The organism is Pseudomonas sp. MWU12-2029 (genome assembly GCF_023242425.1).
GTDB classification, from domain to species: domain Bacteria; phylum Pseudomonadota; class Gammaproteobacteria; order Pseudomonadales; family Pseudomonadaceae; genus Aquipseudomonas; species Aquipseudomonas kribbensis.
This window is the reverse complement of record NZ_JALJDY010000007.1, coordinates 50843-68801: the sequence shown is the minus strand read 5'-3', so window position 1 is coordinate 68801 and position 17959 is coordinate 50843. Positions and strand designations below refer to the sequence as shown.

At 59.5% G+C, this 17959-nt stretch carries 16 protein-coding genes, 6 tRNA genes and 1 pseudogene; 10 read left to right on the top strand and 13 right to left on the bottom strand.

Features of this window, described 5'->3' with window-relative positions:
• Nucleotides 1-22: 22 nt before the first annotated feature.
• The 3 genes from M5B44_RS18510 to M5B44_RS18500 all read left to right on the top strand — a co-directional run bounded on the left by M5B44_RS18510 (nt 23) and on the right by M5B44_RS18500 (nt 3368).
• Nucleotides 23-793, top strand: a complete 771-nt coding sequence (locus M5B44_RS18510) for a 2OG-Fe(II) oxygenase (protein ID WP_085710954.1) — start codon at nt 23-25, stop codon at nt 791-793.
• A gap of 1 nt (nt 794) precedes the next feature.
• Nucleotides 795-1433: a LysE family translocator gene (locus tag M5B44_RS18505; protein WP_085710955.1), complete on the top strand. Its 639-nt coding sequence runs from the start codon at nt 795-797 to the stop codon at nt 1431-1433.
• A gap of 195 nt (nt 1434-1628) precedes the next feature.
• Nucleotides 1629-3368 carry a dipeptidase gene (locus M5B44_RS18500; RefSeq protein ID WP_248740105.1) on the top strand — a complete coding sequence of 580 codons (1740 nt, stop codon included), beginning with the start codon at nt 1629-1631 and terminating at the stop codon, nt 3366-3368.
• Nucleotides 3369-3495: 127 nt separating this feature from the next.
• On the opposite strand, the gene M5B44_RS18495 is transcribed toward M5B44_RS18500, so the two are convergent.
• The 6 genes from M5B44_RS18495 to M5B44_RS18470 all read right to left on the bottom strand — a co-directional run bounded on the left by M5B44_RS18495 (nt 3496) and on the right by M5B44_RS18470 (nt 4120).
• Nucleotides 3496-3571, bottom strand: a tRNA-Gly gene (locus tag M5B44_RS18495).
• Nucleotides 3572-3573: 2 nt separating this feature from the next.
• Nucleotides 3574-3649: transfer RNA gene (locus M5B44_RS18490), tRNA-Glu, on the bottom strand.
• Nucleotides 3650-3707: 58 nt separating this feature from the next.
• Nucleotides 3708-3783 (bottom strand) — tRNA-Gly (locus M5B44_RS18485).
• Nucleotides 3784-3786: 3 nt separating this feature from the next.
• A tRNA-Glu gene (locus M5B44_RS18480) sits at nt 3787-3862 on the bottom strand.
• A gap of 104 nt (nt 3863-3966) precedes the next feature.
• Nucleotides 3967-4042: transfer RNA gene (locus M5B44_RS18475), tRNA-Gly, on the bottom strand.
• A 2-nt stretch (nt 4043-4044) separates the two neighbouring features.
• Nucleotides 4045-4120: transfer RNA gene (locus M5B44_RS18470), tRNA-Glu, on the bottom strand.
• Between the two features lie 387 nt (nt 4121-4507).
• Here M5B44_RS18470 and M5B44_RS18465 point away from each other — a divergent pair.
• Nucleotides 4508-5266: a hypothetical protein gene (locus M5B44_RS18465; protein ID WP_065261849.1), complete on the top strand. Its 759-nt coding sequence runs from the start codon at nt 4508-4510 to the stop codon at nt 5264-5266.
• A 622-nt stretch (nt 5267-5888) separates the two neighbouring features.
• Here M5B44_RS18465 and M5B44_RS29095 read toward each other — a convergent pair.
• The 4 genes and pseudogenes from M5B44_RS29095 to M5B44_RS18450 form a co-directional block, all read right to left on the bottom strand.
• Nucleotides 5889-6593 (bottom strand): methyl-accepting chemotaxis protein, encoded by a 705-nt coding sequence (locus M5B44_RS29095; protein WP_412546976.1) that lies wholly within the window; start codon nt 6591-6593, stop codon nt 5889-5891.
• Nucleotides 6594-6797: 204 nt separating this feature from the next.
• Nucleotides 6798-7694: pseudogene (locus M5B44_RS29090) on the bottom strand (methyl-accepting chemotaxis protein); the annotation flags it as partial.
• Nucleotides 7695-7958: 264 nt separating this feature from the next.
• Entirely contained in the window at nt 7959-9359 is a 1401-nt protein-coding gene (locus tag M5B44_RS18455) for a PLP-dependent aminotransferase family protein (protein WP_248740103.1), read from the bottom strand.
• Between the two features lie 192 nt (nt 9360-9551).
• Nucleotides 9552-10313, bottom strand: a complete 762-nt coding sequence (locus M5B44_RS18450; protein ID WP_085710959.1) for an SDR family oxidoreductase — start codon at nt 10311-10313, stop codon at nt 9552-9554.
• A gap of 226 nt (nt 10314-10539) precedes the next feature.
• On the opposite strand from M5B44_RS18450, the gene M5B44_RS18445 reads away from it, so the two are divergent.
• Nucleotides 10540-11544 carry an NADP-dependent oxidoreductase gene (locus M5B44_RS18445; protein WP_248740102.1) on the top strand — a complete coding sequence of 335 codons (1005 nt, stop codon included), beginning with the start codon at nt 10540-10542 and terminating at the stop codon, nt 11542-11544.
• A 63-nt stretch (nt 11545-11607) separates the two neighbouring features.
• Here M5B44_RS18445 and pyrF read toward each other — a convergent pair whose 3' ends face one another.
• The gene (pyrF, locus tag M5B44_RS18440) at nt 11608-12306 is read right to left on the bottom strand and encodes an orotidine-5'-phosphate decarboxylase (protein ID WP_162803507.1); all 699 of its coding nucleotides are present in this window, start codon (nt 12304-12306) and stop codon (nt 11608-11610) included.
• A 283-nt stretch (nt 12307-12589) separates the two neighbouring features.
• On the opposite strand from pyrF, the gene M5B44_RS18435 reads away from it, so the two are divergent.
• The 5 genes from M5B44_RS18435 (at nt 12590) to M5B44_RS18415 (ending at nt 16516) form a co-directional block, all read left to right on the top strand.
• Nucleotides 12590-13351, top strand: a complete 762-nt coding sequence (locus M5B44_RS18435) for a response regulator (protein ID WP_371320993.1) — start codon at nt 12590-12592, stop codon at nt 13349-13351.
• A complete protein-coding gene (locus M5B44_RS18430; protein WP_248740101.1) occupies nt 13351-14400 on the top strand; it encodes a sensor histidine kinase in 1050 nt (349 codons plus the stop codon). Before M5B44_RS18435 ends, M5B44_RS18430 begins: the two co-directional genes overlap by 1 nt.
• Before the next feature lie 109 nt (nt 14401-14509).
• The gene (xopAW, locus tag M5B44_RS18425) at nt 14510-15364 is read left to right on the top strand and encodes an EF-hand domain-containing protein (protein ID WP_248740100.1); all 855 of its coding nucleotides are present in this window, start codon (nt 14510-14512) and stop codon (nt 15362-15364) included.
• A gap of 122 nt (nt 15365-15486) precedes the next feature.
• Nucleotides 15487-15939: a hypothetical protein gene (locus M5B44_RS18420; RefSeq protein WP_248740099.1), complete on the top strand. Its 453-nt coding sequence runs from the start codon at nt 15487-15489 to the stop codon at nt 15937-15939.
• A gap of 55 nt (nt 15940-15994) precedes the next feature.
• Nucleotides 15995-16516, top strand: coding sequence for a hypothetical protein (locus M5B44_RS18415; RefSeq protein WP_248740098.1), 522 nt, complete (start codon nt 15995-15997; stop codon nt 16514-16516).
• A 128-nt stretch (nt 16517-16644) separates the two neighbouring features.
• Here the strand turns inward: M5B44_RS18415 and M5B44_RS18410 are convergent, their stop codons facing one another.
• Nucleotides 16645-16935, bottom strand: a complete 291-nt coding sequence (locus M5B44_RS18410; protein WP_248740097.1) for a hypothetical protein — start codon at nt 16933-16935, stop codon at nt 16645-16647.
• 30 nt (nt 16936-16965) lie between these two features.
• Nucleotides 16966-17946 (bottom strand): DUF2971 domain-containing protein, encoded by a 981-nt coding sequence (locus M5B44_RS18405; protein WP_248740096.1) that lies wholly within the window; start codon nt 17944-17946, stop codon nt 16966-16968.
• Between the last annotated feature and the right edge of the window lie 13 nt (nt 17947-17959).

Genomic DNA, 17959 nt, shown 5'->3' with positions numbered 1-17959 from the left:
CTCGTTAGATGGACCTGAAACCATGATGCTTGACGTCGAGCGTCTCGATGAGACGTGCATAAAAAAACTGGCCAACGAAGAAGTCCTCGCCATCCGCGTCAAAGGCTTTCTGCCTGAAGACCAGGCGATCCGGATTGGCGACAAGATCCTCGAGCCCGGCTTCGAGGGTTACATCAACGCCCCCAGCATTGGCCGCATCGGCATGGCGTTCTATGAGGCGGAAAACCAGCCGTTGCTGATCGAGGATTACTTCGAACGCGCCACCGGCAACATAGCCGAACTGCGCAATCGCTGCGCGCCGTATTCCTCGCCGATCGATACCCTGCGCTGCATGCTCGACGAATCCTGGCCGGCAGGCGCCCATCTGGAAAACCTGTACGGGCGCAAGATGTACGTCGGCCTGTCACGGGTGGTCAAACCCGGCGTCTGCTTCCTCGCCCACCACGACATCTTCGCCAAGGATGCGCCGGAGAGTTTCCAGGCCCGCAGCCTCGAGGCGCAATTCGCCTGCAACGTCTACCTGAACATGCCGACCGAGGGCGGCGCGCTGCAGATGTGGGAAGACGACATTTCACCGGACCGCTTCGACGAAATGCGCGGCGACAGCTACGGCATCGACCCGGCACTGCTCGGCCCACCCGCCCTTGAAGTGCGCCCGGAACCGGGGGATTTCATCATGTTCAATTCGCGTCGCATGCACTCGGTAACGCCGGGCGTGGCAGATCCGCGCTTGAGCCTTTCGTTTTTTGTCGGCTATCGCGGCAATGCATCACCCCTGACTTTCTGGAGCTGAAATGACATCGAATTACCTGGGCGAGTTTCTGGCGCTGGCCACCATTCATTTTCTGGCCGTGGTCGCTCCCGGTCCGGACTTCGCCGTGACCATCCGCCAGAGTGTGCGTTTCGGGCGGCTGGTCGGCATCTGCACGGCACTGGGCATCGGCGCGGGGATTTCCGTGCACGTGCTGTATACCCTGCTGGGCGTCGGCGCCTTGATGCACACCACGCCGTGGCTCCTGACGGTGGCCAAGGTCGTGGGCGGCGCCTACATTTTCTACCTCGGTATCAGCCTGATCCGCAGCAAACCCAAGACAACGCTGGAAGGCGAAAAGACCAGCGATGAACCACTGGTCGAGCAATCGCTGTTCAAGGCGTTTTCCACCGGTTTCCTGACCAACGCCACCAACCCCAAGGCCACGCTGTTTTTCCTGGCGATCTTCACCACGATCATCAGCGCCAGCACGCCGCTGGAAATCCAGGCCCTGTACGGACTGTGGATGTGCAGCGTGAACGCTTTGTGGTTCGTGATCGTTGCGCTGTTCTTTTCGAGCAGCAAAGTGCGGCTGTTGTTTATGCGCATGGGTCATTGGTTCGAGCGCAGCATGGGAGTGATTTTGATCCTGTTTGCCGGGCGACTGGTGTTGTCGATGTAAACACGCTGATCGGAGAAGCCCGTTCCAGACAGATTGGACGGGTTTTTTCGATTCTGCGCCGCTTTTGCATTTCTGTGCGACGCGTCCCACTTCGGGGGCTCCCCTATCACTCGCTTGCAGTGTTAGTTTGCGAAACCGTCTGACACATCTATCAGACACTTCCTACTTACCACCTGCAAAGGAATGCCCTTAGCAATGGATTTTTCACTCAAGCAACTGGCCGCATCGACCCTGATTCTGGCCAGCCTTTCGTCCGTGACACTGCCCGCCCACGCCAACATCACACCGCAGCAAAGCGCGACCATCCTCAAGACATACAGCGATACAAAGGTCAGTGATTTCCGCCAGTTCCTCGGCGAAGTGGCCAAGAGCGACCTGAGCAAGACCGACGACCTGCGCCCTTCCATCAGCGCGTTTCTCGACAACAAGACACTGACCGCTGAACAGCAAAACGAAATCTATCGCCTGCTGGGCCTCTACACCCGGGCGAAATACGGCAAGGCAGCCCTGGAAACTCTGCGCGAACTGGTCGAAATCCCGACCGATCGCAAAGAAGGTGTTGCCCAGCACGAGAATCCTGAATTCATCAAGATCGCCGCCAAGATCAAGGACCTGGCCGAGTCCTTTGGTTTGAACTACCGAAACATCGACAACCGCGTCTACGAAATTTCTCTCGACGGCAGCGGCAAGGAAGTCGTGGGCATTCACGCGCACGCCGATGTGGTGCCGGTAACGCCGGAAAACTGGGTGCTGAAAGACGGCACCAAACTCGACCCGTTCAAGGTCACATTGATCGGCGACCGCATGTACGGCCGTGGCACCGAGGACGACAAAAACGGCATCGTGGTGACGCTGTATGCCATGAAGGTGATCAAGGAAGAAAAGCTGCCGCTGGCCCGCAATTTCAAACTGCTGGTGGACACCACCGAAGAAACCACCGGCGACGCGATTCCTTACTACTTTGAACGCAACCCGACGCCGGAGTACAACCTGGCGCTGGATGGCGGCTACCCGGTGGTGATCGCCGAGAAAGGCTACGGCACGGTCATGGCCAAATTTGCCAAGCGCAAGGCCGAGGGCAAAGGCGCGGAGCTGATCTCGATGACCGGCGGCATGGCAACCAACCAGATTCCATCGGTTTCGGTCGTGACTCTGGTGACAGACAAGCCTGCCGAGCTGGCCGCCAGTCTGCAAAAAGCCGGTAACGAATACGCCAAACAACATGGCGGCGATTTCGAAGTAAATGCCAAGGTCGATGGCAAGGATGTGAAACTCAGCGTAACCGGCGTTTCCGCGCATTCGTCCGAACCGGAATCCGGCGTCAACCCGGTCGCCCGCATGCTGGACTTCATCCACAGTGTGGATGGCAAGATCGCGCTTAAACACAACCACATCACCGATGCCGCCCGTTACGCCGCCGACAACTGGGGCCTGGACTACAAGGGTGGCAAGCTGGGCGTCGGTTTCGCCGATGACTTCATGGGCCCGCTGACCACCTCGTTGACCTACGTCGGGATGGACGACAAGACCTTCAAACTCGCGGTCAACCTGCGTGTACCAAAGGGCAAGTCGCCGGAAGTGCTCAAGACCGAAATCGCCGACAAACTGGCGGCATGGAGCAAGAAAACCCACGTCGCAGTCAACTTCGATTACTCGATCGCCGAGCCGATGTACCGCAACCCTGAAGGCGAGTGGGTCAAGGCACTGCTGGCCGTGTCCACCGAAAACCTGGGTATGAAACACGAGTTCGGCACCTCTGCCGGCGCCACCTCGGTGCATGAACTGCCCAACGGTGTGCAATTCGGTCTGGCCCGACCTGAGGTCAAATACACCGGTCACACCGACGGCGAGTTCAAGACCGTTGACCAGTTCCTGCTGGACCTGCAGATCGTTACCGAAATGATGGGCCGCATCGGGCAACTGCCGAAGCTTTGATCGCGACACTGGCCCGCCAAGGTGGCGGGCCCACAAAAAAAAGGACCGTGAGGTCCTTTTTTGTTGCGCGACAAATAACGCACAAACAAAAACGCCGCTCATTACTGAGCGGCGTTTTTGTTGAATATGGAGCGGGAAACGAGACTCGAACTCGCGACCCCGACCTTGGCAAGGTCGTGCTCTACCAACTGAGCTATTCCCGCAATGGCGTCCCCTAGGGGACTCGAACCCCTGTTACCGCCGTGAAAGGGCGGTGTCCTAGGCCACTAGACGAAGGGGACAGGCTACAACTTTCACTAATAAAAACGCCGCTCATTGCGGAGCGGCGCTTCTTGAATTTGGAGCGGGAAACGAGACTCGAACTCGCGACCCCGACCTTGGCAAGGTCGTGCTCTACCAACTGAGCTATTCCCGCAAATGGCGTCCCCTAGGGGACTCGAACCCCTGTTACCGCCGTGAAAGGGCGGTGTCCTAGGCCACTAGACGAAGGGGACACGCTACCCGGAACACATGGTGTGTGTTTCGGTGTCCAGATCCGCATCCGAAGACTTGGTTCTGGTTTCACTCAGCACCGCCCGAAAGCACTGCCGTTTAAAATTGGAGCGGGAAACGAGACTCGAACTCGCGACCCCGACCTTGGCAAGGTCGTGCTCTACCAACTGAGCTATTCCCGCATTGGCGTCCCCTAGGGGACTCGAACCCCTGTTACCGCCGTGAAAGGGCGGTGTCCTAGGCCACTAGACGAAGGGGACACACTACAACATTCACTCCCTGCCGCGTTTCGCTGTGTGCTTTACGCTGCAAGTGGCGCGCATTCTATGGATGGATTGGAAGGTCGTCAACCCCCTGATATAAATTTATTTAAATCAATGACTTCGCCCTGCTTTACGAGCCGATTCGGACTTTTCCGTCGCCCGACGATTGACGCCTATATTCCGCCACTCGCCAAGGCGTTATAGTCCACGGCACAGGTGATGGCAATCTGTACCCCAAGGGCCAGCATTTATATAAGCAGGCTTGCGGCCGATACAGATGAAGCTTCGCTGATCCAACCCGTCGAGCGGCGCTAGGCTCACATATGCCGAGCTACTACACTCGCACGCGAACCCTATAAAGAGGTCTTACCGGTGACACCACTCATGATCACCCTGCTAGTCATAGCCGGGATCGCAATCTTGATCGCCATTGGCTACATGAACCATGTGGTGGAAAACACCAAACTGGAGAAGGCCCGCACCAAGGTCGAACTCAACGACCGCCTGCGCCGTTGTGGCGAACTGACCGAAACCTTCCCCGGCCAGTTCATGACCCCGGCCCTCAAGCTGTTGATGACCCGCCTGGAACTGAACGTCTGCCAGCGTCTGCTGAATCTGGAAAAAACCAGCGCCACCACCAAGGCCCGCATCACCGAACTGAGCGCCCTCGTCGCCCAGGGCGAATCGATCCCGGTCAACAACCCGCCGGCGCCGATCCAGACCGAAGCCAAGGCCAAAGACGTGCGCTTCCTCCTCGAAGCCCTCCACGGCCAGATCACCCGCGCCGCCCAGGACGGCTTCCTGCCACCGAACGAAGCCAAACACTGGATCCGTGAAGTGCGCCATATCCTGGTGCTGCTGCACATCGAGTTCTTCAACAACCTCGGCCAGCACGCCCTGCAACAAAACCAGCCCGGCCAGGCCCGGCTCGCCTTCGAACGCGGCGTGCAATACCTGCGCAAACAGCAGGACCCGCAGATCTACGCCGAACAACTCCAATACCTGGAAAAACTCCTGGCCCGCGCCAACGCCCAGGTCATGGACAAGATCGCCCCGGTCGAAGGCGAAGAAAACCAGCTGACTGCCGGCCTCAAGGATGTCGAAGCGGATGCGGACTGGAAGAAAAAAGTGATTTACGACTGAGTGCAGTCAGAGAGAGAAGCCACCGAGAGGTGGCTTTTTTATTGGCTTCAAAGCAGAAGATCAAAAGCACCCCTCACCCTAACCCTCTCCCTAAGGGAGAGGGGACTGACCGAGTTGTTTGGGAGAGGTACGCCGACGTGAAATACCGAGTTGAACTCGGGTTTTAAAACGCGTGCAACTCGACTCCTGCAGCACCTTCTTCTGTTTCTTCTGTTTCTTCTGCTTCTTCTGCTCTGGCTTTGGCTTTGGCTCTCCACCACTCAACACGATGAGCGTTAGCTCGAGTACCGCTTTTGACGTACCGGCCCCATCGGAAGGCTGAGTGGAGGGATTTATCCGGGGGTAGGCGCGCAGCGCCGTTTGGCGAAGCCAAACACATCGAGAGGAGGTGCAGCGAAGCAAACCGTAGGCGATGCCCCCGGATGAATCCCGGAACGAAGGAACACCGAGCCTCAGCGAGGGGCCGAACGCAGGGGCCAAGCCTTTTGCTTACTTTTCGGCGTTTGGAAAAGTGAGCCGCTGTAAGAGCGGAACCGCCAGCGGTAACACCCGAAGCAACGGATATTCACCCAAACCACCCCAAAACCTGGTCGGCCCAAAGGCCGCCAAGGCCAACCCCAAATCAAAGCCTGAAGTGCCCCACCATCCCCCGCAACTCACTCCCCAACTGCGCCAGCTCAACACTGGAAGCCGCATTCCCGCGCATCGCAATCGACGACTGATCCGCACTCGCCCGAATACTGGTCACACTGCGATTGATCTCCTCGGCCACCGAACTCTGTTCCTCGGCCGCCGCCGCAATCTGCTGATTCATCTGCTGAATCAACGAAACCGCCGCCGCAATACTCCCCAGCGCACTTTCGGTCTGCAGTGCATCACTGACCGCCAGTTTCACCAGCTCGCCACTGCTCTGAATCTGCTGCACTGACGAATGCGCCGCCGAGCGCAAGGCACTGACCAGCCGCTCGATCTCTTCGGTCGACTGCTGCGTACGCCGGGCCAGCGCCCGCACCTCGTCGGCAACCACCGCAAAGCCCCTGCCCTGCTCGCCCGCCCGCGCCGCTTCGATCGCGGCGTTGAGCGCCAGCAGATTGGTCTGCTCGGCGACGCTTTTGATGACTTCGAGCACCGTGCCGATGTTCTGGATTTCTGCGCTCAGGCTTTCGATGCTCGAACTGGCCGACGTCGCCGAATCCGCCAGTTGCTCGATCCGCGCCATGCTCTGGCGCACCACCTGCTGACCGCTCTCGACCTTGTCGTCGGCAGTCTGCGCCGCAAGTGCGGCTTCTTCGGCATTGCGCGCCACATCATGGACGGTGGCGGTCATCTGGTTCATGGCCGTGGCAACCTGCTCGGTTTCCTCTTTCTGGCTGCTGACTTCCAGGTTGGTCTGTTCAGTCACCGCCGACAGCGATTGCGCGGAACTGGCCAACTGTTCGATACCCGCCTGCAACCCGCTGACGATGCTGCTGAGGCCCGCGCCCATCTGCTGCATGGACTGCATCAACTGGCCGATCTCGTCTCGACGAGTCACTTCCACCGTTGCACTCAAGTCACCGGCGGCGATCCGCTGAGCGACAAGCATCACGCTGCGCAACGGCGCGACGATCAACCGGGTGATCACCCAGGCCGCAATCAGCCCGACTAGCAATGCCATTGCCGACGAGCCGATGATCAGCACCGAGTTCTTCTTCAACTCACCCTGCATCGCGACGTCCTGGGCGACATAGGCCTGATCGACCCGCTCCACCACCTCAGCGGCACGCTGATGCAGTTGCTCGTAGACGGTTTTTTCCTGAGCCAGAAGCCCGGTGTACTCGGCGAGCTTGTCGTTGAAACCGGCGATGTGCCCTGACACCTCGTTGAGCACCGTCAGATAACCTTCGTCCTTGACCGTGGACTTCAGTTGTTCGGCTTGTGCCTGGGCCTGGGCGGCCTGTTCGATGTTGCCCTTGGCGCTGTCGTCGCCCTTGCGACTCTGATCCAGACGCACCCGCGCTTCGTTCATGGCTTGCAGCATCAGGCGCGAAACCTGGCTGACCTGACTGGCCTGCTCGATGAACTGCGCTCCGTCCTTGCCCTCGCTGTCTTTCAGCGTGTAGGCGCCGTCATCGGCAAGCCCGGCCTGCAGGACGTCGAGATTGTTGGCGACACTGGACACCGACCAACTGGCCATTTCCAGCGCCAGATCCTTGGCCTGGGTCAGCGACACGAACTCATCGAACGCCTTGCGATAAGCGCCCAGCGACTGCTGGACGTCGCTCATGACCGACTCATTGCCCGGCGATTGGGCCTTGAGCTGATCAGCCATGGTGATCAGGCCATCCACACCCTCGTGCAAGGCATCGGCGATTTTCGGATTGCCGTGCAGGGCATAATCCTGCTCCAGCAGACGCACTTTCAGCAGGCCGCTGTTGAGCGAGGACATCTGTTTGAGCCCGTCGAAGCGCTGACTGATGGTTTGCAGGGACCAGACGCCGATGGCCGCCACCAAGGCAGTCAACAGCAATACCAGCACAAACCCGATACCCAGTTTTTTCGCCATACCGAGGTTGGCAAAACGTCCTTGCACGGCCGAAATCATTGCGCGTAGTCCCCTGCCAAAGTCTGTTGCCGAAGAGTCGCAACGGCCAAGAACCAGCACAAGACTCTGGCGTCGGAATAATGGCAAAAAGCTAGGCCTGCGTCGTTTTCAGAACACTTGAGGTCGATCCACGGCCGTACTGCGAAAGAACTGCCGCGCCCTCGGATCGCAAGCATAGGCCACATTGATCCGCTGCCAGTCACTGGCTTCGCCACTGGGACTGTAAGAAGACGCGCATGACAATTGCACACCATGACGCGAGGCCTGCCTGCGCAGGTGTTCATCATTCGCCAGCGGCGAACGGGCCCAGATGAACAGCCCGCCGGTGGGTTTGCCGAACACCTCCCAATCGGCATCCTCCAGCGCCTGCAGGGCCGCCGCGCGATCGATATTGAGCCGCTGGCGCTGACGCTGCACCAGTTTGCGATACGCACCGCTGGCCAGCAGCGCCGCCAGAACGGCCTCGCTGAACCTTGAAGTGCCCATGCAACTGATCATCTTGATCCGCGCCAGTTGCTCGATCACCTCGTGACTGGCCGACACGAAGCCTGCCCGCAACGAGCTGCTCAGCGTCTTGGAAAAACTGCCGACGTAAATCACCCGTCCGTCTTCATCCAGTGCTGCCAGGCGCGTGCCGCTGCCGTTATGCAGATCAGCGTAGACGTCATCTTCGATCAGCCGCAGGTCGTAGGTTTTGCTCAATTGCAGAATGCGCCGCGCCGCTGCCGGCGCCAGACAGCTCCCCGTGGGGTTGTGGTGGTGACTGTTGATGAACAGCGCCGCCGGCCGGAACTGCCGCAACAACGCCTCGAGCGCCTCGAGGTCAGGCCCGCCAGGCGTGCGGCGAACCTCCAGCATGCGCACGCCGTGCAGCCGCAAGAGATCGAACAGCGGCGCATACCCCGGCGTTTCCACCACCACACAATCCCCCGCCCGGAACAGCGTGCGCACGATCAGATCAAGCCCGTGGCTCGCGCCGGCCGTTGTCAGCACAGCGTCCTCATCGGCGGTGATATCGAGCATTCCCAATCGTTTGACAATCTGTTCGCGCAGCGCGGGGAGCCCGAGGGGGGTATTGTAGTTGAACAGGCTGGCCATGTCGGTGCGGGCCACCTGACGGATCGCATAGGCGAGATCATCGGACTCTCGCCAGCTCTCGGGCAAAACCCCGTCGCCCAGTTTCAACCCGCCGCGCCATTGCGGATCCGTATCACAGCCATGGCGCTCGCCCTCGAAAGCCGGACTGTCGAAAGACTTGCAACACGCCGGCAATGTGCTTGCGACCATGAACCCCGCCCCTTGCCGCGAGGCAAGAACGCCCTGTGCCACCAGACGCTCGCAAGCCTCCATGACGTACGACTGGCTGAGCAGATTCAATCGCGCAATCTGTCGAATGGATGGCAGGCGCGTGGCAGGCGGCACCTGTTCCTGCACGATCCACTCGATCAATCCGTCAACAATCTGCTGTACGACCGGCACCATTGCCTGTCGGTCAATTCTCAATTCCATGAGTGCACAAACTCCTGTCCGTTTTGCCCGCAGCAGTAAATCACAGCCGCGCCGGTCAGGCTGTGCGACAAAACCGCCAAAAGCCACTGTTCTAACTATTTGAAACACATTGTTTATCAATGACATGGAACCTGGCACAGACGAAAAGACCCGCCGTCGGGCGGGTCTTTTCCTGCATCAACAGATGCCTTTTCAGAACGCGGTCACGCCACCGTCCACGGCCAGTGAATGGCCAGTGGTGAATGCTGCGCCATCGCTGCACAGGTACAGCACCGCGCTGGCAATTTCCTCGACCTTGCCGATGCGACCCACCGGATGCATGGCGTTGGCGAACTCGCCTTTCTTCGGGTCGGCCTCGTAGGCGCGACGGAACATGTCGGTATCGATCACCGCCGGGCAAACCGCGTTGACGCGGATTTTCTTCTTGGCGTACTCGATGGCGGCCGACTTGGTCAGACCGATCACCGCATGTTTGGAGGCGGCGTAGATGCTCATCTTCGGCGCAGCACCCAGCCCGGCCACCGACGCGGTGTTGACGATCGCCCCGCCGCCCTGAGCCAGCAGCAACGGCAACTGGTACTTCATGCACAGCCAGACGCCCTTGACGTTGACGCCCATGATCGCGTCGAACTCATCCATCGAGCCCTCGGCCAGTTTGCCTTTCTCGATTTCGATCCCGGCGTTGTTGAAGGCATAGTCGAGACGGCCGTAGGTCTTGATCACCTCGTCCATCAGATTTTTTACTTCGCTTTCGACGGTCACGTTGCAGCGCACGAAGGTCGCTTCGCCGCCGGCTGTACGAATCAGCGCCACTGTGCCCTCGCCCCCGGCGGCATCCAGATCGGCGACCACCACTTTCAGGCCTTCGGCGGCGAATGCCTGGGCGGTCGCGCGGCCGATACCGTTGGCGGCGCCAGTGACGACGGCGACCTGACCGGAAAACGTCATGCTCATTGTTATGTCCTCGAATGCGGGGGATTGATGAAGGCAGCATAGCCACAGCCACCTCCCCGGCGGCAGCACTATCAGACGGCCGTTTGACCGCCCATGAATCGCAGTGATGAACCCGTTCGGGCCACTATCACCCTGCTTGATCGGCCTGCATTCGCCTCGTCAGCCAACCTTGCGGCATCGCCGAGGACGGTCTATCAACAAGGCTTCATCCCGTTGAGTGCCTGTCATGACTAACCAGACCAATCGCCAGTTCCTGCTCGCCAAACGCCCGGTGGGCGCCGCCACCCGCGAGACCTTCACCTATCAGGAAGTACCGGTCGGCGAGCCGGCGGCGGGGCAGATTCTGGTCAAGAACGAATACCTGTCCCTCGACCCGGCCATGCGCGGCTGGATGAACGAGGGCAAGTCCTACATCCCGCCGGTAGGTATCGGTGAAGTCATGCGCGCACTGGGCGTAGGCAAAGTCGTCGCGTCAAACAATCCGGGGTTTGCCGTCGGCGACTACGTCAACGGTGCCATTGGCGTGCAGGATTACTTCATCGGCGAGCCAAGAGGTTTCTACAAGGTCGATCCAAAACTGGCACCGCTGCCGGTTTATCTGTCCGCATTGGGCATGACCGGCATGACCGCCTACTTCGCCCTGCTCGATGTCGGCGCACCGAAGGCCGGCGACACCGTGGTGTTGTCCGGTGCGGCAGGCGCGGTCGGCAGCATCGCCGGACAGATCGCCAAGATCAAAGGCTGCCGGGTGGTCGGTATTGCCGGCGGCGCGGACAAGTGCAAGTTCCTGATCGATGAACTGGGCTTCGACGGCGCCATCGACTACAAGAGCGAAGACGTGTTGGCCGGCCTTAAACGCGAATGCCCGAAAGGCGTGGACGTGTATTTCGACAACGTCGGCGGCGATATCCTCGACGCGGTGCTGAGCCGCCTGAACTTCAAGGCCCGCGTGGTGATCTGCGGCGCCATCAGCCAGTACAACAACAAGGAAGCGGTAAAAGGCCCGGCCAACTACCTGTCGCTGCTGGTCAACCGCGCGCGGATGGAAGGTTTCGTGGTGATGGACTACGCGGCGCAATACGCCAGTGCCGCCCAGGAAATGGCCGGCTGGATGGCCAAGGGTCAGCTCAAGAGCAAGGAAGACATCGTCGAAGGCCTGGAAACCTTCCCGGAGACCCTGGGCAAACTGTTCAGTGGCGAGAACTTCGGCAAGCTGGTGTTGAAGGTCTGAAAACAAATCTGAAAACAAAGAGGGAGCCATCAGGCTCCCTTCTTTGCATCTTCAGCTGTTCGTTCAGGCCAGTTCGGCAACCACCGCAGCCAGGGCCTTGGCCGGATCCGCCGCCTGGCTGATCGGACGGCCGATCACCAGATAATCGGAACCGGCATCCAGCGCCTGACGCGGGGTCAGGATGCGACGCTGATCGTCCTGGGCACTGCCGGCCGGACGAATGCCCGGCGTCACCAACTGCAGCGACGGATGCGCGGTTTTCAACGCCGTGGCTTCCAGCGCCGAGCACACCAGACCGTCCATCCCGGCCTTCTCGGCCAGCGCTGCCAGGCGCAGCACCTGCTCCTGCGGCTCGATGTCCAGACCGATACCCGCCAGATCCTCACGCTCCATGCTGGTCAACACGGTCACGCCAATCAGCAACGGCTGCGGGCCGCTGCGCTTGTCCAGCTCTTCACGGCAGGCCGCCATCATGCGCAGACCGCCGGAGCAGTGAACGTTGACCATCCACACGCCCATCTCGGCAGCGGCCTTGACCGCCATCGCCGTGGTGTTTGGGATGTCGTGAAATTTCAGGTCGAGGAACACTTCAAAACCCTTGTCGCGCAGGGTGCCGACGATTTCCGAGGCACAGCTGGTGAACAGTTCCTTGCCCACTTTGACCCGGCACAGTTTCGGGTCCAACTGGTCGGCCAGCTTCAGTGCGGCGTCACGGGTGGGGAAATCCAGGGCGACGATGATAGGAGTCTGGCAGGCGGACATGGATGGGCTCTCAGGCAAGTCGAAATCGGCGCGCATTGTAGCGGAACCGGCGGCGGCGCGGCACCCGATGATCGGTAAATCGTCGCGCCGGACGTGATCAGCATAGCCTTGCAGGGTATTGTGTCGAAGCCGATACACAACCGACACGCCGACAACATGCGTCCGCGCTAGCCTCGCCAGCCGCAACATGTCCTTACAGCAGCCCTTCCCGCCTCACGGCCGGACGCCTATGCTGAAACCACAACCTCGCAGCCTATCTTTGTGGTTGGCGGCTTACTGGCAGATGAACAGCCTCATGCACAACTCCCAAGTCTCCGTGAATGAAGAGCAGAAAGACGACAAGCGCTGGAGCATCCGCGCCCTGATCGTCGACGATGATGTGCCGATCCGTGAACTGATGATCGACTACCTGGCCCGTTTCAACATTCACGCCAGCGGTGTCACCGACGGCGCAGCCATGCGCCAGGCGATGCAGGCCGAACATTTCGATGTGGTGGTGCTCGATCTGATGCTGCCCGGCGAAGACGGTCTGTCGCTGTGCCGCTGGCTGCGCGCCGAATCGGACATCCCGATCCTGATGCTCACCGCCCGTTGCGAGCCTACCGACCGCATCATCGGCCTGGAACTGGGTGCCGATGATTACATGGCCAAACCGTTCGAACCCCGGGAACTGGTGGCGCGGATCCAGACGATTCTGCGCAGGGTGCGCGACGACCGCACGGAACAGCGTGCGAACATTCGCTTCGACAACTGGCGCCTGAACAGCGTCCTGCGCCAGTTGATCGCCGACGATGGCCTGGTGGTGCCGCTGTCCAACGCCGAATTCCGCCTGCTCTGGGTGTTCATCGAACGACCGCGCCGGGTGCTCAGCCGCGAACAGTTGCTGGACGCTGCCCGTGGCCGCTCGATCGAAGCCTTCGACCGCAGTATCGACCTGCTGGTCTCGCGTTTGCGGCAAAAACTCGGTGACGACCCGAAAGCCCCGCAGTTGATCAAGACCGTACGCGGCGAAGGTTACCTGTTCGACGCCAGGGACATCGGCTGATGCGGGGGCGCTTCGACACGCTGTTCGGCCGCCTGTTCGGCGTGCTGTTCGTGGCGATCGTCCTGGCGCACTTGCTGGCTTTCGCCTGGTTCCACCATTACGGCCCGCCTCCGCCCCCTCCGCCGCCGGAATTTTCCCAGGGCGTCGAAGGGCAACGTCCGCCGCCGGATCCGCGCTTCGCCCATCGACCGCCGCGCCCCTGGTTCGGCGGGCCGCTGGTGCCACTGACCTTTCAGTTCATCTCGCTGATGATCGCTGCATGGTACGGCGCCAAACTCCTGAGCCGGCCGATCCAGCGTCTGAGCGACGCCGCCGAACGCCTCAGCGAAAACCTCGACAGCCCGCCGCTGGAAGAGTCCGGCCCGCGAGAGGCCCGGCAGGCGGCCCATACCTTCAACCTGATGCAGCAGCGGATTCGCGAACAGGTTCAGCAGCGCGCACGCATGCTCGGTGCCGTGTCCCATGACCTGCGCACGCCACTGTCGCGGCTGAAACTGCGCCTGGAAAAGATCGACGACGACAAACTCCAGGGCCAGATGCGTCAGGATCTGAACGACATGATCGGCATGCTCGACGCCACCCTCACCTACCTGCACGAACAACGCACCAGCGAAGCACTGCAGATGATGGACGTGCAGGCGCTGGTCGAATCCCTATGCGAGAACGCCCAGGATCAGGGCGCCGACGTGCAGGTCAGCGGCCATTGCGCACCACTGGCGGTTCAGCCGATGGCCCTGCGCTCGTGCATCAACAACCTGATGGACAACGCCTTGCGCTACGCCGGGCAAGCACACATCGAACTGCAGGATCAACGCGAACACCTGCTGATCCGCGTGATCGACCACGGCCCGGGCATCGCCGCGGACAAACGCGAAGCCGTGTTCGAGCCGTTTTTCCGCCTGGAAGGCTCGCGCAACCGCAACTCCGGCGGCGTCGGCCTGGGCATGACCATCGCCCGGGAAGCCGCGCAACGCCAGGGTGGCCAGTTGAACCTCGAAGAGACACCTGGCGGTGGCCTCACCGCCGTGATTCGCCTGCCACGACTGTAAACCCGACTGTGTACCGTCCGGTACAAAACCCACATACCTGCGACACCTCACGCCTTGAGTCTGCAAGCGCCGGTTCATGAACCGGTTTTCCATTACAAGGAGTGAGCCCATGATCGGTAGCGTCAGCAACTACACGAGCTATACCAGCACCAGCAGCACTTCCACACAAAACGCCCGCAGCCAGCAACTGCAAAAGGAACTGTTCGCCAAACTCGACAGCAACGGCGACGGCGCGGTGGATCAGGACGAACTGAACAGCGCCCTGTCGCAAAAATCCAGTGACGGGTTGCTGGTCAGCCTGAGCAAACAATTCGGCGACCTGGACAGCGACAGCAACGGCAGCCTCAGCGCCGAAGAAATGGCCGCCATGGCCCCACCGCCACCACCCGACCACAACCAGGCCCCCAACACCGACCTCGCCGACGCCCTGATCAAAGCCCTCGACACCGACGGCGACGGCGCCATCAGCGGCGACGAACTGAGCAGCGGCCTGACCAGCGCCGGCAGCACCGCCGACAGCAGCAAAATCTTCTCGGCCTTGGACAAGAACAAGGACGGCGTCGTCAGCCAGGACGAACTCACCGCCAGCCTCACCCCGCCACCGCCACCACCCCGGGTTTCCAGTGACGAACTGTTCAGCCAGCTCGATGCGGACGGTGACGGCAATGTGACGGCGACCGAGTTGAGCAGCACGCTGCAAGCCAGCGACAGCACCTCATCCTCCAACAGCGACAGCAGCGCGGCGCTGCTCAAGGTGCTGGATAGCGACAGCAGTGGTGGCGTGAGCAGTGATGAGTTGAAGGCCGCGTTACAGGCAGGACGCCAGCGTCCGAGCGATGAACAGACCGCCAGTACCACTCAAACCACGACCGAAGCGTTGAACCGGATGATTGCCAATCTGAGCAAGCAGTATTCGCTCGGTAGTACGGCGTCGGTGGGCAAGTATTTGAATGTGGCGACTTGAGATTGGGTGAGGATTTGAGGGACGACTGAGGTTGGCTGGGTGAGTGACTTGCTTTGATTTAGCGGTGTGTCATCAAAGCGGCCCTCACTAAAAGCGTGTTGGACGCTAATGGCGGACTTGTTGTGTACCTTGCCGGTGAACCCAAAAATGATGATGGTGGCCTGCTGACCTTTGATTGGACGGTAGCTAACGAGGCAAGTGCGCTTGCCTCGAATTACACACCGGCACGCCAGCTGAAGATCGTCACATCTCTCAAAGCCATGTCGGACAAGATATCCGAAGAACAGCGAATGTTCATTCGGCGACTGCAGGCTAAGAAGTTCGCTGAGATCAGCTATATCGATGATGACCTTGTGACCGGCGGCAATATCGAGGATGAGCAAGTCGAGGTGGCCCCAGCCATAATTGCCTGCGGGATTCAGGATGAAACGCCGCATCGGCGCTCTGCGAACCATATCCACTATTGGACGACGATCCGGGACAGACACGATGGCCCGGTTTCGTGTGCGATCGCTTCGCTTGGTTCGGCAGGTAATGTGAACGCGGGGTCACTACCCAGCTTTTGTCCGAGCTGAAGCCGAAAAAGCGCTGATGATGGGCATCGCTGGTGGCCTGCGAGGGAAGATGACCTTGGGTGAAGCCATCGTACCGGAACGCGTTGTGTATTACGAAAGCGCTGCCGCGTTGGCAGATAGTGTCCTGGCGGCGCAACCTGAAATGCAACGGCCTGGAATGGCGACACTTCAGGATCTCAGCACCTGCTTCTCTTCTCCTTCACTCTCCGACCGCTTGCAGGAGCGCGCAAAGGCGCTCGGTGTGAGCTTGCCGAAAGAGTTCGCAGCTGGTGAAGTCGCACCAAAATTCAAAGCTTCCACTGCAACGATCGTGTCTGGGGAAAAACTCATCAGAGACTCCGAGTTCTTCGCACGGCTGCGACAGATCCACGATAAAGCCTGCGTCGCAGAAATGGAGGCTTATGGCGTCGTGGTGCCTGCGAGAAACAAAACGTTCCGGTCTTGGTCGTCCGAGGATTCAGCGATTTCGGCGACGACAAAAAAGGATGATCTTTTCCATAACGTCGCGTCCGACGCTGCTGCCATTGTGGTCGTTGACTACATCATTCACGGCTGGAGCCGGCTTCAAGGTCACTGAATAGCCAGGTCCGAAATGTCGAACGCCCCTAGACGGGGCGCTCGGTTCGAATGTACGTCGATTGCGGATCTTCCGCCACCACCCATACCTAAGTGTCGATGGTGGCATCTGCCTCTAGTCAGGCGCCCTCAACCCTTTCGTACGAAAATGAAGGATGGAGGGGTGAATGCATCTGCGTTCTTATTGTCCCGACCTTCATACACCCACTCCCCCTCAAACGCCTGCGGGCCTGCGACGATAAGAGCATTCTCAGGATTCTTTAGAACATCGCCCATCGGGCGCGCCTCTTCAGGCATGAAGCCGACGAGTTTAGCCTCCGAGGTGTTCTCCACATGCAGCTTTCCTTCTTCTGTCAGACAGCCTCGAAGCACGCCCAGTCCGGTGTTGTGAACCAACAGTGTCTCCCACTTTACGTCCATGCATCTCTCCTTAATGTTCGTGGTGTACGTCTACCAAGGCATGTTGCCCTGCCGCCGCCCATCGCTGGAACACCATTCGTCCAAGTTAGTAGGCAACGAGACCATCCGATATTCGTTAGGTGCAAGCATGACCTTGTAGACCGGAATGTTGATGTCACGACAGATCTTCAAGATCTTGAGCGCATCATAATCCGAAATTCTCGCTCCGAGATGAACCGCCTTCAGAGGTGCCGCAACGTTAATGCCTTTACCATCACGACTGCCTGGCACAACCAAGCGCCACTCTCGCTCATATTGCCAGTCGATCGCCTTACACAACGAAGCAGCAATACCATAAAGCTTGTTATAGCCATCGCCCCGGCGCTTAGCCCTAAGGATGTGCGTGATATCAAACAATTGCTTTGAGTACGCCACAGGCCAAAGCGAGGTTGTCGACATTCTGCTTCGATTTTGCCCCGTGAAGTCGTACTCCATTGCGAATCCAGTGTGGTTGAGACCATAGTGGCTCCACATCAGTACTGAGTCGACACGTTCGCTCAAGCTGCAAATTTTGTAGCTGCTTTTAAATTCGTCGATGAGGGTAGGGAGCTGCCCAGCTTGGTGATTCGGCGCCAGAATCCTAACTTCGTGAAGCCATTGATCAACGTTCAAGAGGCATGGTTCTTGGGCCGATGCCAGTGCTACTACTGCTGCAATGGGGTCATCGGACGCAAGAGCAGTAGTGACCTGGTCATCACTGAAGCCAAGCTCATCGAGCTTTTCCCACACGGCGAGCTTTCGGTAGTCAACCCAGAAGGCTGTGTCGTAGGGGTCGTTAAATTTTTTGGCTACGCTCAGGAAAAGGGTTTTCTCAGCCAGATTCTCCAGAGGCAAGTCACTGCAGGCTCTGATTTTGAACAGCCGATTGGGCGTATTCTGATGCCGGTTATAGATCAGCTTCAGGATGTCCATCTCACCAACAGTGGCCGATGAAAGATTCCAAATCAGATCCCTTACCCATTCCCTTTCCACACGATTTCCTTTG

Coding starts and splice junctions, on each gene's coding strand:
- M5B44_RS18450 (WP_085710959.1), bottom strand. CDS start 10,313: ATGAGCATGACGTTTTCCGGTCAGGTCGCCGTCGTCACTGGCGCCGCC.
- M5B44_RS18465 (WP_065261849.1), top strand. CDS start 4,508: ATGATCACCCTGCTAGTCATAGCCGGGATCGCAATCTTGATCGCCATT.
- pyrF (WP_162803507.1), bottom strand. CDS start 12,306: ATGTCCGCCTGCCAGACTCCTATCATCGTCGCCCTGGATTTCCCCACC.
- M5B44_RS18500 (WP_248740105.1), top strand. CDS start 1,629: ATGGATTTTTCACTCAAGCAACTGGCCGCATCGACCCTGATTCTGGCC.
- M5B44_RS18455 (WP_248740103.1), bottom strand. CDS start 9,359: ATGGAATTGAGAATTGACCGACAGGCAATGGTGCCGGTCGTACAGCAG.
- M5B44_RS18410 (WP_248740097.1), bottom strand. CDS start 16,935: ATGGACGTAAAGTGGGAGACACTGTTGGTTCACAACACCGGACTGGGC.
- xopAW (WP_248740100.1), top strand. CDS start 14,510: ATGATCGGTAGCGTCAGCAACTACACGAGCTATACCAGCACCAGCAGC.
- M5B44_RS18505 (WP_085710955.1), top strand. CDS start 795: ATGACATCGAATTACCTGGGCGAGTTTCTGGCGCTGGCCACCATTCAT.
- M5B44_RS18430 (WP_248740101.1), top strand. CDS start 13,351: ATGCGGGGGCGCTTCGACACGCTGTTCGGCCGCCTGTTCGGCGTGCTG.
- M5B44_RS18445 (WP_248740102.1), top strand. CDS start 10,540: ATGACTAACCAGACCAATCGCCAGTTCCTGCTCGCCAAACGCCCGGTG.
- M5B44_RS29095 (WP_412546976.1), bottom strand. CDS start 6,593: ATGACCGCCACCGTCCATGATGTGGCGCGCAATGCCGAAGAAGCCGCA.
- M5B44_RS18510 (WP_085710954.1), top strand. CDS start 23: ATGATGCTTGACGTCGAGCGTCTCGATGAGACGTGCATAAAAAAACTG.
- M5B44_RS18435 (WP_371320993.1), top strand. CDS start 12,590: ATGAACAGCCTCATGCACAACTCCCAAGTCTCCGTGAATGAAGAGCAG.